This window comes from Rickettsiales bacterium (assembly GCA_029252805.1).
Taxonomy (GTDB): Bacteria; Pseudomonadota; Alphaproteobacteria; order Rickettsiales; family JALZUV01; genus JALZUV01.
The window spans coordinates 36,273-51,234 of the sequence record JAQXAR010000015.1 but is presented as its reverse complement, the minus strand read 5'-3'; the positions used below and the strand labels follow the sequence as shown (position 1 = coordinate 51,234).

The 14,962-nt window shown below is 49.9% G+C and carries 15 protein-coding genes; 4 read left to right on the top strand and 11 right to left on the bottom strand.

What is annotated here, in order from left to right; genetic code table 11:
• Positions 1–58: 58 nt before the first annotated feature.
• Genes lptA through P8P30_02940 form a run of 4 tightly spaced genes read right to left on the bottom strand, consistent with a single transcriptional unit; the run spans position 59 to position 2,796 of the window.
• Positions 59–589, bottom strand: a complete 531-nt coding sequence (lptA, locus tag P8P30_02955) for a lipopolysaccharide transport periplasmic protein LptA (protein MDG1286506.1) — start codon at positions 587–589, stop codon at positions 59–61.
• Positions 586–1,224, bottom strand: a complete 639-nt coding sequence (gene lptC / locus P8P30_02950; protein ID MDG1286505.1) for an LPS export ABC transporter periplasmic protein LptC — start codon at positions 1,222–1,224, stop codon at positions 586–588. The genes lptA and lptC overlap by 4 nt, the downstream gene beginning before the upstream one ends.
• Positions 1,221–2,207 (bottom strand): KpsF/GutQ family sugar-phosphate isomerase, encoded by a 987-nt coding sequence (locus P8P30_02945; GenBank protein ID MDG1286504.1) that lies wholly within the window; start codon positions 2,205–2,207, stop codon positions 1,221–1,223. Before P8P30_02945 ends, lptC begins: the two co-directional genes overlap by 4 nt.
• Positions 2,185–2,796 (bottom strand): ribonuclease D, encoded by a 612-nt coding sequence (locus P8P30_02940; protein ID MDG1286503.1) that lies wholly within the window; start codon positions 2,794–2,796, stop codon positions 2,185–2,187. Before P8P30_02940 ends, P8P30_02945 begins: the two co-directional genes overlap by 23 nt.
• Before the next feature lie 48 nt (positions 2,797–2,844).
• Between P8P30_02940 and bioB the strand changes: the two genes are divergently transcribed.
• A complete protein-coding gene (gene bioB / locus P8P30_02935; GenBank protein MDG1286502.1) occupies positions 2,845–3,903 on the top strand; it encodes a biotin synthase BioB in 1,059 nt (352 codons plus the stop codon).
• On the opposite strand, the gene P8P30_02930 is transcribed toward bioB, so the two are convergent.
• Positions 3,900–4,865: a metallophosphoesterase gene (locus P8P30_02930; protein ID MDG1286501.1), complete on the bottom strand. Its 966-nt coding sequence runs from the start codon at positions 4,863–4,865 to the stop codon at positions 3,900–3,902. The genes bioB and P8P30_02930 overlap by 4 nt on opposite strands.
• 46 nt (positions 4,866–4,911) lie before the next feature.
• Between P8P30_02930 and P8P30_02925 the strand changes: the two genes are divergently transcribed.
• Together P8P30_02925 and P8P30_02920 are read left to right on the top strand one after the other, a co-directional pair.
• Positions 4,912–6,192 (top strand): adenosylmethionine--8-amino-7-oxononanoate transaminase, encoded by a 1,281-nt coding sequence (locus P8P30_02925; GenBank protein MDG1286500.1) that lies wholly within the window; start codon positions 4,912–4,914, stop codon positions 6,190–6,192.
• A 3-nt stretch (positions 6,193–6,195) separates the two neighbouring features.
• Positions 6,196–8,055: an SLC13 family permease gene (locus P8P30_02920; GenBank protein MDG1286499.1), complete on the top strand. Its 1,860-nt coding sequence runs from the start codon at positions 6,196–6,198 to the stop codon at positions 8,053–8,055.
• Between the two features lie 57 nt (positions 8,056–8,112).
• Here the strand turns inward: P8P30_02920 and P8P30_02915 are convergent, their stop codons facing one another.
• The 4 genes from P8P30_02915 to prfA all read right to left on the bottom strand — a co-directional run bounded on the left by P8P30_02915 (position 8,113) and on the right by prfA (position 11,474).
• Complete coding sequence (locus P8P30_02915; GenBank protein ID MDG1286498.1) at positions 8,113–8,958, bottom strand: calcium-binding protein; 846 nt, start codon at positions 8,956–8,958, stop codon at positions 8,113–8,115.
• Positions 8,959–9,031: 73 nt separating this feature from the next.
• Positions 9,032–9,610: a DUF4167 domain-containing protein gene (locus P8P30_02910; protein ID MDG1286497.1), complete on the bottom strand. Its 579-nt coding sequence runs from the start codon at positions 9,608–9,610 to the stop codon at positions 9,032–9,034.
• Between the two features lie 18 nt (positions 9,611–9,628).
• A complete protein-coding gene (gene prmC, locus P8P30_02905) occupies positions 9,629–10,441 on the bottom strand; it encodes a peptide chain release factor N(5)-glutamine methyltransferase (GenBank protein ID MDG1286496.1) in 813 nt (270 codons plus the stop codon).
• Entirely contained in the window at positions 10,398–11,474 is a 1,077-nt protein-coding gene (gene prfA / locus P8P30_02900; protein ID MDG1286495.1) for a peptide chain release factor 1, read from the bottom strand. Before prfA ends, prmC begins: the two co-directional genes overlap by 44 nt.
• 131 nt (positions 11,475–11,605) lie before the next feature.
• Here prfA and P8P30_02895 point away from each other — a divergent pair, with 131 nt between their 5' ends.
• Positions 11,606–12,136: a hypothetical protein gene (locus P8P30_02895; GenBank protein MDG1286494.1), complete on the top strand. Its 531-nt coding sequence runs from the start codon at positions 11,606–11,608 to the stop codon at positions 12,134–12,136.
• Between the two features lies 1 nt (position 12,137).
• Here the strand turns inward: P8P30_02895 and P8P30_02890 are convergent, their stop codons facing one another.
• Positions 12,138–13,874, bottom strand: a complete 1,737-nt coding sequence (locus tag P8P30_02890; GenBank protein ID MDG1286493.1) for a hypothetical protein — start codon at positions 13,872–13,874, stop codon at positions 12,138–12,140.
• A 152-nt stretch (positions 13,875–14,026) separates the two neighbouring features.
• Positions 14,027–14,953, bottom strand: a complete 927-nt coding sequence (locus P8P30_02885; GenBank protein ID MDG1286492.1) for an AAA family ATPase — start codon at positions 14,951–14,953, stop codon at positions 14,027–14,029.
• Positions 14,954–14,962: the final 9 nt, after the last annotated feature.

The following is a 14,962-nucleotide window of genomic DNA, read 5'->3' as shown; positions in this document are numbered from 1 at the left end:
ATAGCAGAAAACATCACATTTTCCAACATTTACCCGAATTTATGCAATTCTCACGCCATTATTGCCCAGGAACGAAGACACCTTTGACACGCCCGCCGGAAGGTTTGCTGCCACCGTCTTTCGCCGCTGCTGCTTCCCCGGAAGTGAGCAGGCTCTTTTGCGTTTTGAGGTTATAATCCAAACGACCGCCACGCAGCATGTTTTTTCCGCGCGCTAAAACGACATCACCAACAAGCGTAACCATCTGCTTATCAACATTATAAACCCCATTTTGGGCACTAGCCGATTCCTCCGGCATGGTTAGCAAAACATCACGCTCCACTTCGATACGGCTCACCGCACCTAAGTTAGCCGTAGCAGATTGCTTGCCCGCCTCACGGTAATAGACCTTCATACTCTGCGCCTTGAGGGTGATATTACCCTGCACCGCTTCCACCGCACCGCTAAAAATAGCCATGCGCTTTTCTTGCAGCACTTCCAATGTATCTGCGGCAATTTCAATGGGCAGATCCGAATCTAACTTCACAAGAGATTGCGCCCATAAAGGCAATGAAATCAATAAAGTAGCGATAAATAATAAGTTTTTCATGGAAAAATTTTCAGTTTGACGTTTTTCTCAAATAGCACGCGCTGGGAGTTTCCCTCAATCAAAAACTCGTCAGCGGTGACATTCCCCATCAGCCCTTGCCCCGAAACTCCGGTATGACTGCGCACAAGGTTACGCTTCATATCAACATAAACCTTATCAGACTGCAGCTCATAGCCATTACTGGCAATAAGATGCACTTTTTCGTTCAGGAACATTTTTTGTGCGGTGATTTCCAACACACCACTGGCCGCCGAAAGCGCAAGCCATAAACCATTATTAAGCGCCACATCCGCTTTGACCTGCTTCAATAGAACTTCTGATTCATCTTTTTGAATTGCCTCGCTTGCGCGAATCGTGAAAGGCTGATTATCGCCATCAACACTCTCATAACGTGGATTTTTCATCACCGGTTTTTCAGCACTCGATTCGATCGGGGTTTGGGTTAGTGCAATACGCACCCCCTCATCCTCGGACTTAATAAATGGCACGACAACCACGGCAGCAATCAACAATATCACCACCACTCCCAGCGCTAACTTACTCATACTGAGCAAGCGAAGATAGATCGGGATACGGCTAAGTTGCCGCTCAACTTCTTGCGGTTCTAATTGATTTAAAAGACCTGACTTGGTCACGCAATGCCCGCACGCAAGCAATCATGAACATGAATAATACCTTCAGGCTTACCCGCTTCATCGCACACAAACAGACTCGTAATTTTGCAATCATTCATCACCTGCAAAGCCTCCGCCGCCAAAGAGCCTGAGCGAATAGTTACGGGACCTATGGTCATCACATCTTTCGCATCTTTACTTAACAAGCCGTTATGCATATGGCGACGCAAATCACCATCGGTTACGATACCAGCCAGCACGCCCGCATCATCGAGTACTGCCACACAACCAAAGCGCTTTGCAGTCATCGCAAGGAGCACCTCCTGCATCGGCATATTAGCTTTAACCGTCGGCAATTCATCACCATCATGCATCAAGTCTTTGACCTTCACAAAACGCTGGCCAAGCTTACCGCCTGGATGAAACTTTTGGAAATCTTCGGCTGTAAAACCCTGACGCTCCAACAACGCCATCGAGATCGCATCACCTAAAGCAAGCATCATCGTTGTCGAAGTCGTCGGCGCACCGGTAGGCGAGGCTTCCGGCGTATCGGGTAGCACAAGCGGTACATCCGCCGCCTCCACCAACATCGAGGTTTTACGACGCACCATCGCAATCATTGGAATACCAAAACGTGCACCATAAGCCACCATATCCCGCAATTCCGCAGTCTCGCCCGAATTTGAAAGCAACAACATCGCATCATCTTCGGTCACCATACCTAGATCGCCATGACTCGCCTCACCCGGATGCACAAAATGCGCCGGAGTACCCGTCGAAGACATCGTCGCCGCAATCTTACGTGCAATATGACCAGACTTGCCCATCCCGCTAATAATGAGACGGCCTTTCAAGCCAGCAATTATATCCACTGCTTGCACGAATTTCTCGTCCAAAGCAGCACTCAGTGCCTGCAAACCCTCAATCTCCACATTCAGAAGATGGCGCGCTACGGTAATATCATCCGTCATTTCAAACTCCTTAATGCGAGAAGATGTCGACATTGGCCCAACCATTTAAATCAAGCATCGCGCGTGCTGGCAGGAAGTTCATGGAGGCGACTGCCAAATCCATACGACCTTCACGCACAAGCATTGTATTGAGCTTCTCACGCAGATTATGCAAATGGCGCACATCCGTCGCTGCATATTCAGCTTGAGCTTCCGTTAGTTCTGGCGAACCCCAGTCAGACGATTGCTGTTGTTTTGAAACATCCTCACTCAATAACTCGCGGCAAATTTCTTTGTAACCATGGCGATCCGTATAGGTACGCGCCAATTTTGAGGCAATTTTGGTGCAATAAATTGGCTGAACCAAAATATTTAAATAAGCACGAAGAATCGCGACATCGAAGCGAGCAAAATGGAAAAGCTTCACCCGATTCGGATCACTAAGCAGCGCTTTGAGATTCGGAGCGTCATACTGACCGCGCTCGAACGTTACTAAATGCTCATCGCCCTTTCCATCAGAAAGTTGCACCACGCAGAGGCGATCACGGGAGTTTAATAACCCCATTGCCTCGGTATCGACGGCGATATCACCATCAAATTGCACATCAGCGGGAATATCCCCTTTATAAACATGAACAGCTATCGTAAACTCCTTACCTTAAAGATTAACAATAAGTGTAAAGTAATTAGCATGACAGACAAGCCTGAATCCACAGAACTTCGTCATAATTGGCAGCGCGAGGAAATCGTCGCCCTATTGGATTTGCCGTTAATGGAGCTTTTGCACCAATCGGCGACCCTACATCGCCAACATTTCAACCCTAATGAAGTGCAGATAAGCACACTGCTATCCATCAAGACAGGAGGCTGCGCTGAGGATTGCGCCTATTGCCCGCAAAGCGCGCGCTATAATACAGAAGTCGAAGCCGATAAATTAATGCAGCCACAAGCGATTTTGGCGGAAGCAAAGAAAGCCAAAGCCGCAGGCGCCAGTCGTTTCTGCATGGGCGCCGCATGGCGTGAGCTAAAAGACCGTGATGTTCCCAAGATTGAAGAAACCATCCGTCTCGTCAAAGCAGAAGGCCTAGAAACTTGCATGACGCTCGGTATGCTCAAAGACGAACAAGCCGAAACGCTTAAAGAAGCTGGCCTCGATTACTATAACCATAATCTCGATACCGCGCCGGAACTTTACGGCGATATCATCACCACCCGCACCTATGATGACCGCAAAGAAACGCTAGCACGCGTGCGTGACGTCGGCATGAAGACCTGTTCCGGCGGAATTGTCGGCATGGGCGAAGGCCGCGATGGCCGCGCCGGCTTATTGCAAGAACTCGCCAACTTACCAGAACATCCAGAATCAGTACCCATCAACATGCTCGTCCAAGTCGAAGGCACGCCGATGGCGAACCTCGAGCCACTCGATCCAATCGAATTTGTACGTAGCATTGCCGTGGCGCGTATCATTATGCCAAAATCTTTCGTCCGCCTCTCAGCTGGCCGCGAAGAAATGTCCGATGAACTGCAAGCCATGTGCTTTTATGCCGGTGCAAATTCTATCTTCTACGGCGATAAACTCCTCACCACACCAAACCCGATCGAGAATGACGATATGGCACTCTTCAAACGCCTCGGCATCTCTCCGCTTCAGCTAGAGACATCAGAAAATGCGGATGATTGGGAAGAGGAAGAAGATGTAACCTCTCCTATCGGCGGCTGTCACCACACTGGCACATGCTCGCACTAACGCGCTAGAGAACCACCGCCACCCCTAGCACCAAGGTGTCGACTTAACTCAATAGCTTGGAAGTCATCAAACTTTCCCTCCTCATCAATGGAGAAGGAATAGGCTGGCCCTTTGCTGAATAAGGTGGAAGGTCCCGTAAAAATAAACTTAATACCTTCATACTCTAAAATAGGTTTTCCCGGCGGATGGTAATGCCCCAGCACAATATTTTTCACCCCATCTAACAACTCAGGCTGCTGGGTTTTAATCGTATCGTGAATCGCCTTCATCACCTGATCTAAAGGCGTAACCCTTGAAGAGATGGGTTCATCCAAAGCATTCTTTATCCTGGAAAATTGTTTCTTCGCGAAGTTACGCACCTTTCCCGGTTTATCCGTCACGCTTCTCCAAAGAGAATCTTCAATCCCAAGCTTATATAGTGGCTCGTCCTTTGATCGTCCAACATCCTCGCGAGTCATCGCTCCCATGTGAATCGAAACATTTCCCCGAAAAATCGCTTTAATTTTATCAGAAGTGCCACGGAACGCCATATCTGCCTGCAAGTCTCCATGGAGGTGGATCGTGTTTTTGCTTTTGATATGCGACTCATGCGATTCTAGATTTGGCTTAGAGCACTCAATCCGTTCCTTTATTTTTGCTTCTAATTCACGGTAATTATCGTGATTACCGAAAATATAAGAGATTTTCACATTTGGATTTGCCTTAATGGCCGTTTCAATAAACGCGTCTAGCTTCTCCAGCGATTGATCTACCTTCGCTAGAATTTGAGATCTCGTACCGGTTAAATCAAGCACTTCGATAATATCGCCATTTAGAAATATTTGATCCGGCTTATCCTTTTCCACCAAACGCGTCAGCTGCTGCAAGTGCCGATGACCGACAGATCCCGCCTGCCCCAAATGCAGATCCGAGATACTAAGTCCTGTTTTTTGTTTTGAGCTATCGGGCAACAATCGTTCCATATCTTTTGATTTCCTCCTATATATAGCATAAGAACGTTAAGCTTTTATGAAACGAAACCCTCACTGGCAGCACGATGGCCTTAATCATATCTGGTTGCCTTATAACCAGATGCAAATCTCTGCGCCGCCTTTGCCGGTGGTCGATGCGGAAGGCAGCACCCTCACGCTCGCTGATGGCCGCACACTGATCGATGGTATCGCTAGCTGGTGGTGCATGGTCCATGGTTATCGTCACCCTTACATGATCGAACAAATGACCAAGCAGCTGCAAACACTCCCTCACATTATGTTCGGCGGCATCAGCCACGAGCCAGCCTTCACACTCGCAGAGCGTCTCGCCAAAATGACGCCGAAAGGGTTAGAACGTGTCTTCTTCGCGGATTCTGGCTCTGTCTCGGTCGAAGTCGCGATTAAGATGGCACTGCAATATTGGCGTAATAAGGGCAAACCGCAAAAAGGGCAGTTCCTCTGCTTCAAAAATGGGTATCACGGCGATACATTAGGTGCGATGTCTGTCTCTGATTCGCTGAGCGTTTACCACCAAGCCTTTTCCCACGCGTTACAACATCAATTCACTGTTCAGATCCCCAAAGACGAATATGATTTCGCCGATTTTGAAAGCCTCGTCGCGGATAATGCCAAGCATATTGCCGGCTGTTTCATCGAACCGCTTGTGCAAGGCGCTGGCGGCATGCGCTTCCATTCGCCCGATGTGCTGGCCGAGATTCACCGCATCTGCAAACGCCACGATATCCTGCTAATCGCCGATGAAATCGCCGTCGGCTTTGGCCGCACCGGCTATATGTTCGCTTGCGAAGAAGCCGGCATTACGCCTGACATCATGTGCCTTGGAAAATCGCTCACCGGCGGCATGATGACCATGGCCGCCACCCTAGCAACCGAAGAAGTGTTTGATGCTTTCCTCGATGACTCCTACGATAAGGCCTTCATGCACGGCCCCACCTATATGGCAAACCCGCTCGCTTGCAGCGCCGCTCACGCCTCGCTCGATCTATTCGAATCCGAGCCGCGTCAAACACAAATTGAAGCCATTGAAGCCCAACTAATCACAGAACTCGCACCCTGTCGCTCTGTAGATGGCGTCATTGATGTTCGAGTCAAAGGCGCACTCGGCGTAGTGCAGCTGGATAGTTCCCGCCCCCTTGATAGCAACGCATTACGCGAGCGCTTCGTCGAACTCGGTGTATGGATTCGCCCGATTGGCGATGTGATCTATCTCACCCCACCGCTCGTCATTACTCAAACAGAATTAACCCAGCTGACATCTGCCATCGTGACAGTCGTGCAGGAATGGTCTAAAGAATAATCCATGTTATTAGAATTAACGAGTTTTCTCGCGCAATTCCCACAATTCCATATGTGGGCCGTATTTGGCATCGTGCTGATGGCTGTCGTGCTTTTCGCCAATAGCCGTATCAGTTTAGAGCTCTCCTCTATCATTATCCTCGGCCTACTCATGCTGTTCTTTGAACTCTTGCCGATGCAAAACACCGAAAGTGGCGTCCCGTTAGATGCCTCAGAGTTACTCACGGGTTTCGCCAATCCGGCACTCATCGCAGTGATGGGCTTACTCGTTCTCGGTCAAGCCGTCATCCGCACGGGCTCGCTTACGTGGCTATCAAACATGTTCATCGGCATTAAGCGTGGCGGTAAAATTTTACCCGTTTTGCTGATCCTTTTAACCGTGACATTTGTCAGTAACTTCCTCAACAACACCCCTGCCTGCGTGATCTTTATTCCCATCATGATGGCCGTCGCAAAACACCTAAACATCTCCTCCAGTAAGGTGATGATTCCGCTTTCTTACGCCGCTATTTTAGGTGGTGTGACTACCTTGATTGGTAGCTCCACCAACTTGCTCGTGTCCGGTGTGATGGTCGATATGGGTATGGAGCCGCTGGGCTTTTTCGACTTTACCTTGCCTGGCCTATGCATCGTCGGTGTTGGCCTAACTTATATCGTTTTTGTGCTGCCCAAGCTCCTGCCCAACCGTACGGATATTGCCAGCGAAGTGATGATCGGTGGCGACCGTACTTTCGTCGCACAACTAGAGCTATCACGCGATGCTGACGCCGTTGGCAAAACCATTGGCGAGGCAGGGTTATTTGAAGACCGCGATATGACCCTCAAGATGATTCAGCGCGGCGAGCATGCTTTCTTGCCGCCATTCGATGAGAACTTAACTCTCAAAATTGGGGACCTTCTGATCCTCACCACCACGCGTGATGCACTGTCAAAACTTCTCTCAGACTCACCGAAAGAAGCCTTCCGCAAAATTCATCAAATGAGCATGATGGCGGAAGATTTAGAGGGCGACACACAGATGACCGAGCTCCTCATCGCTCCCGCTTCGCGCATGATTGGCCGTAATATCGAGCAAATTGGTTTCCACCATAATCTAGGCTGTATTGTGTTGGGCATCCAGCGCCGTTCACGCATTATCACCACCCGTATGACCGACATGCGCCTTGCTGCAGGCGATGTACTACTCGTGATGGGAAGCCAGCAAGAAGTGAATAAAATGCGCATCAATAAAGATGTGATCCTGATGGAATGGACGACGCAGGATATGCCATCTAAACGCCTTGCATGGCGGATCAACCTCATCTTTGGTTGCGTGGTTGGGCTTGCTGCCACCAGCATCTTACCCATCCATATCGCCGCCTTTGTCGGTGCTGGCGGGGCCATCATCGCAGGGTGTTTAAATCTCCGCCAAGCCTTACGTGCGCTCGACTCGGCGATCATTTTCCTTGTCGCCGCCGGTATTGCGTTGAGCGTTGCCTTACAAAAAACAGGAGGCGCCGCCTTCCTCGCCGATACGCTCGTCACCAGTATGGAGGGCTACCCGCCCGTCGCCGTCATGTCGGCGATGTTCTTGCTAATGGGGATCCTCACCAACATCCTCAGCAATAACGCGACCGCCCTGCTCTTTACGCCGATTGCCGTCAGCACCGCCGCATCGCTCAACGTACCGCCTGATATGTTTATTTTCGCGGTTATCTTCGCCAGTAACTGCTGCTCTTTCGCATCGCCGATTGGCTACCAAACCAACCTACTCGTGATGGCCCCGGGGCATTACCAATTCAGCGATTACATCAAAGCAGGCGTACCGCTCATGCTGCTCGTCTGGATCACCTATACGGCCTACGCGTGGTTCTTCATGATGTAGGCATAAAAAAACGCTGGGGATTTCTCTCCAGTACATTTTTTACGTCTTTAGGTTCTCTTAAACGAGGCTTAGTCCATCAAAGATGGTGATATCATCTGCCGTGATACTATTGGCTGCAACATCAGCAAACGTCACGCTGCCGTTAGAACCAAAACTGATATAAGCCGCGCCGCTCGCATAAAGAATATTCGCAACCACATCCGCCGCACTGCTAAACAAACCTGCATCAATGGCGATCAAATCACCGCCCGCAATGCCTGCGCCCTCAAAGCCAACGACAAGATCATCATCATTGGCAAAACTAAAGACCAGCAGATCATCCCCGCCGCCGCCAACGATGATATCATCGCCATTCAAACCATAAATAAAGTCTGCACCGCCATTGCCGTAAAGCTGGTCGTTACCGAGACCACCAACCATCGTATCATTACCATCGCCGGCCCCATCGGTTACGCCAGTATCGCCGACGATCACGTCGTCACCGCCATTGCCGTACATCTCATCGCCGCCATTACCGCCAAGGATCGTATCCGCTGTATCATCGGGACTGATCACGCCAGAACCACCATACACAAGGTCACGACCTCCGCCGCCATCGACTTTATCGGAACCGCCTGCACCATAAACTTCATCATTACCGTCACCGCCCGTGACAGAATCAGCCGATGCACCTCCGCGAAGGCTAGCATCTGCCGCACTAGCAGCCACAAGCATTTCGCCGGTTACCGTAAAGGGGAAATCTAAGTTAGGTGCCAAGAATGGAACCACCGTAAAGCTGGTCGTCGGCACCGCTAAATCACTGGTGGTTACTGAAGTCACACCACCTGTTGGTGATGCCAAACTATATCCACTTGAATTATAGCCCCAATCAGCCAACCATTCATCGAAAATCATACTCGTCATTCTCAAACCCTCGTTATCTTTGTTACTATCAACATAACGAGAACCAATCGAATAACAATTGAGTTATTCTCTCTTAAATAGCGCCCGGCAGACCGAGTGGAAGTTCATCTGCTGGAGCTGCATCATCAGAGGGTTCTTCCTCTGCCTTTACAGGCTTCTTCACGCGAGGTTTGCGAGCGGGCTTTACTTCCGCTTGCGCTTCCACTTGAACTTCTTGATCTTGGTCTTGATCTTCAGAAGTTTCTTTCTTCATCGCAGGTTTTGGACGCGGTTTGCGCCTTGGCTTTTCTTCCACTGCAGCTGAGGAAGCCTCAGGAACGCTTTTTTGCGGCTCATCACCGTGATCTTGTTCATCCTGCGGCTCCGGTTCAGGATTAGCGGCGCGATGCGCTTCTTGCTCGGCTTCATGCGCATTGAGCAAACGTTGGAAATGCTCTGCATGTTGCATGTAGAATTCCGCTTTCACGCGATCATTCACCCGATGCTCATTATATAAATTTATGTAATTATCGCGTTTATTTTCAACCTGTTTGGCGTTGAAACGCTTATTACCGCCGCTATTATTGCGGTTGCGATTATTGCGGTTATTACTACCCCCACCACTGTTATTGTTCGGGCGGCGGCCATATGGGCGATTACGTCGTTGATTCATCAAACTTCCTTTAGAAACTTATCTCTTCTGTAAGATCACGGCACGTTCAATTCCGCCATAATCTTTACGAATTTTATGCAAATCAAACCCGTTTTGCTCCGCGAGTGCGGCAACCTGGTCTGTTTGCCCTATTCCTACCTCAAATATCAACCATCCGCCTTGCTGTAAAATTGCGGGGGCTTGCGCCGATATTGTTCGGTAAAATTCGAGCCCATCTTCTCCGCCTACTAGAGCCATGATGGGTTCATGATCCCGCACTTCAGGCATAAGGCCTTCGTAGCTGTGCATTGGGATGTAAGGTGGATTACTTATGACAAGATCGAAGCCTTCTGTCAAGCTTTCTGCCCAGTCTGCCTGTTGAAATTCCACGCGATTCTGAAAACCGAGCTTCTGGGCATTGCGATTTGCCACCGCCAAAGCCTCCGGCGACTTATCCACCGCCACCGCGCTAGCATTGGGGAATTCATGCAATAATGTCAAAATAAGGCAACCACTGCCCGTCCCTAAATCCAGAAATCGATAGGGTTTCTCTTTATTAGGCAGGCACTTAAGCGCCTCTTCAATCAGCACTTCACTATCAGGGCGCGGGGTCAACACATGCTCATTGACGATAAAGTCATGTTCCCAAAACCCGCGCTCGCCCAATATTTGCGACAAAGGTTCACGCGCTTCACGACGCTTCAACAATTCTTCAAAACGAGCCTCATCACCCTGCACATGCTCAAATATCATCTGCGCCTCGCGCTGTGGCGACTCGCATCCGGCATCCAGCAGGCGCTTAACTGCCTTAGCTGAGATCATCCGCGATATCGGCGAGACGTTCTGCTTCATCGACGCTACGTAGCTCATCAATATACTCATCGAGCCCCTCGCCTTGCATAATCGCATCGAGGTTATAGCCGGTTTTATTGATACGATGATCCGTCACACGCCCTTGCGGGAAGTTATAAGTACGAATGCGTTCCGAGCGATCGCCGCTACCAACCTGCCCTTTGCGCGCTGCTGAGCGTTCATCATGCACCTTCTGGCGCTCCGCATCATAGATACGTGCACGCAACACGCGCATCGCTTTTTCGCGGTTTTTATGTTGCGACTTTTGATCCTGTTGGCTCACGACAATACCGGTTGGAACATGTGTCAAACGCACCGCAGAATCCGTCGTATTGACCGACTGCCCACCCGGACCAGAGGCACGAAACACATCGAAACGAATATCAGATTCCTTCAAATCGATATCGACTTCTTCGGCTTCCGGTAACACGGCGACTGTCGCTGCAGACGTATGAACACGCCCGCCAGATTCCGTCACCGGCACACGTTGCACACGGTGCACGCCGGATTCAAATTTCAATTTCGCAAACACGCCTTTGCCGTTAATGGCCGCACTCGCTTCTTTATAACCACCCACGCCGGTTTCCGAGATATCCATCGACTCGAACGTCCAGCCTTTATTCTCCGAATAACGTTGATACATACGGAAAAGTTCAGCCGCAAATAAGCCCGCCTCATCGCCACCGGTACCCGCACGAACTTCAAGAATCGCACTTTTCTCATCCGCTTTATCTTTGGGCAGGAGCGCCACTTGAATATCTTTTTCAAGCTTCGGCATCAGCTCGGTTAAATTGCGATGCTCTTCTTCCGCCATTTCCTTCATTTCAGGATCGGCCAGCATCTCCGACAAGTCTTCCAACTCGCTAGAGGCTTGCATATATTGCTTATAAAGCTCCACAATCGGCCCGAGATCCGAGTATTCCTTGGAGGTGACCGCATAATCCGCAATCGCATCCGGATTGGCCATTTGTTGTCCCAGCTCTTCAAAGTGATCAACAATACTCTTTAACTTATCTAAAAACCCAGCGTCCATGCGTGGGTTATAGGCTAAAGAGATAGGCAAGGGCAAGCCAGCAGTTAGAGATACCCCCAACGAGTATCATAGTTTCTTAACATCTGTCTGTTACACTGCTCAAATATCAACAGTGAAGATAAGGTGAAGCCATGCATTTAGAGGGATTATTCGGAGAAAATTCCAACCCCAAAGAGGTCGCTCAAAAGCAAGCTACTATTTTAAGAAAGCTAGCAACCATCGTCGCTAAATTAAAAACAAATTGTCAAGATTCAGATATATTAGAACCACTCATGAATCTCAAAACAAACCTAATAATCGCATCCAGTCAATCGCAACGACTCGCCACTAAAGATAACATCTCAGGCGACCCAAAACTCATAAGCGAACTGGCCGGTGCGATAGGGCAAGTCGCCACGCTTCAAAGATTAGGTCTTGCATTTAAGGGCGCTCCAGCTCAGATAAACCATGCTCAAGAAGCTTTTGAAGCACTCACACTGACTTGGAAAGAGCTAGGAATCGAATCAGGCGCAACTCCCGATACTTCTATTAGTTTTGACGACATTCTCGATCAAGTCTTACACACCAGCGGCACACTAGGGCTAGGCAATGAAAAAGATATCATCAGCTCAACATACAAGCGCAATATCCCAGGCTACCAGCAAGGTGGAAATATCCGCTAAATCACCCCTTCCGTTCAAATAACTTCACCGCTTCTTCAAGCAGCGTCTCCCCCAACTTATCGACTTCATCTAGCATAATCGCGTGGCTGTAATAGCGGCTCACATCATGACCGATGCCGATGGCCATTAGCTCTACGGGCGAGCGTTTTTCAATTCCTTCAATCACTTCGCGCAGATGCAGGTCGAGATATTCACCGCTATTGAGCGAGAGTGTGGAATCATCCACCGGCGCGCCATCCGATATCACCATCAAGATGCGCCGCTGCTCAGGTCGAGCCAGTAAACGTTCATGCGCCCAAAGCAGCGCTTCACCATCAATATTTTCCTTGAGCATTCCTTCTTTCAGCATCAATGCCAGATTATGGCGTGTGCGCGACAGGGCCTGCTCGGCTGATTTATAAATGATATGACGCAGGTCGTTTAAACGCCCTGGCTGTTCTGGCCGCCCGCGCTCCATCCATGCTTTACGCGCATCGCCGCCCCGCCATTCCTTGGTCGTAAATCCGAGAATCTCCACCTTCACGCCACAACGCTCCAACGTGCGCGCGAGCAGCTCCGCACTCAACGCCGTAATCGTAATCGGTCGCCCGCGCATGGAGCCTGAATTATCGAGCAGCAACGAGACCACCGTCTCCTTATCCTGACTCTGGCGCTCCTGCTTATAGAGATACGGATAGCCCGGCGTGATAATCGCTTGCGGCAGGCGGGCGTTATTGACCAACCCTTCTTCCAGCTCAAACTCCCAGTAGCGCTCCGTTCGTGCCAATAACAAACGCTGCAGCTTATTCGCCAAGCGCCGTGTCACCTGCGCCATTTGCGGCATTTTTTCATCGAGCTGCTGGCTGAGGCGTTTAAGTTCCTCATAAGGCGCGAGCTTACTAGCAGGCACAATCTCATCATATTCACGGGTAAAAATGTGATAGGGCTCGGCGACGGTATGCCCACCTTCGGGATGGTTATGGCCCATAGATTCCGCCTCATGCAGCATCTCTTCATGATTAGCCATCTCATCAGAATCTTGGGTTTGGGCGAAATTATCATCCTCGCTGGAGCTATCGCTCGGCGATGAATCAGCCGCTTGTTCTTCCTGTTCGGAGTCACCCTCTTGTGGCGGCTCTTCGTCTGATTCTTCTTGCCCGTATGCTTCGGCTTCTGCATCACTAGGCTCTTCTTGTTCTACCGGAGACATATGCCCCTGAGACAACCATTGCTGCAAAAGTTGATGGAACCTTTCTTGACTCTCCACATGCGCAGAAAGCAATTCTCCGTCGAATCCTTCCAGCGTCATTTTGAGCGAAGCCACTTCCATTGCCAACGTATCTGGCACTTTATAGCCTGCCAACTCAGCCCGCACATAAGCCGCCATCGCCTCAGCACTACGTTGCTCTTCAGAAAGCGGTTCATGCGTTAAACGCTTCTCTTCCCACGCCTCCACATTCGTACGAATTCCCTGATAGCGCTTGGCCGCCAGCGTATCGAGACGCGCCATTTCCATCGCCTCCGCCATCTCCGCCTGCTGCCAGCCTGAAGCAAGCTTCGGGTTATGCCAGCGCCGCGCAAAAGCCGCACGGTCAATCTCGCCGCGCTGCGCCGCCACTTCCTCTGTGCCCAAAAGCAATAACACATCGCTCTCCAATAAAGGAGATTCCACATGGTTAGCCCCAGCGCGTAACGTCAGGTCTTTCTTACCAGACAGCGCCCGCGCCGCAGCAGAGAGAGTTTCATGATCAGGATTCATGGCGATAAACTAATGAGGTAAACGACACGGAGCAAGCCTATCTTCGTTATACCGGCAAAGGTGAGCACCAAAAATCATTTTCAAAAAACACCCTTCCAGCCTAAAAATAATGCGATAGACTCTAAATATAGGCTCAAATACTTGTGGGCAGCCTAGACCAATTCCACATCGAACACGCGTTGGTAGAGTTCAGCGATGACGGGTTTTTCTTCTTCGTCGCATTTATTGAGAAAGGTGAGTGTGAACGCATCTTCGCGATTTTCAAAAATTTCGATATTTTCCGCCCAGAGTATCACCGTACGCGGCGACATCACGGTGGAGATATCACCGGCTTTGAAGCTCTCACGAGTCAAGTTCGCCAGCACGACCATTTGTTTAGCAAGTTTCTTTTTCAGCTTCGGCGCTTTGGCGAGAATAATTTCGACCTCTTGCGCTTCAGGCAAATAATTAAGCTGCGTCACGATATTCCAGCGATCCATCTGCCCTTGGTTAAGCGCTTGGGTGCCGTGGTAAAGACCACTCGCATCGCCTAAGCCTACCGTATTCGTCGTCGCAAAAATACGGAACAGGGGATGCGGCGTAATCACACGATTTTGATCCAACAACGTAAGCTTGCCTTGCGCCTCTAACACACGCTGAATCACGAACATTACATCCGGTCGCGCGGCATCATATTCATCGAACACTAAAGCAACAGGGCGTTGCAATGCCCAAGGCAAAATTCCTTCACGAAATTCGGTAATTTGCTGACCGTCTTTCACCACAATCGCATCGCGCCCGACAAGGTCGATCCGGCTAATGTGGCTATCCATATTCACCCGCAATGTGGGCCAGTTCAGGCGCGCGGCCACTTGCTCAATATGAGTCGATTTTCCGGTGCCGTGATAGCCTTGAATCAACACACGGCGATTATACACAAAGCCCGCAAGAATGGCGCGAGTCGTCGCACTATCAAATTGATAGGTCTCATCCACATCCGGCACATGCTCGGTACGCTCTTTAAAGGCAGGGATTTTCCAATCGCAATCAATGCCAAAAACTTTGGATGCGGAAAGTTCAGTATCGGGAGTATCAATCATGTTTGAAGG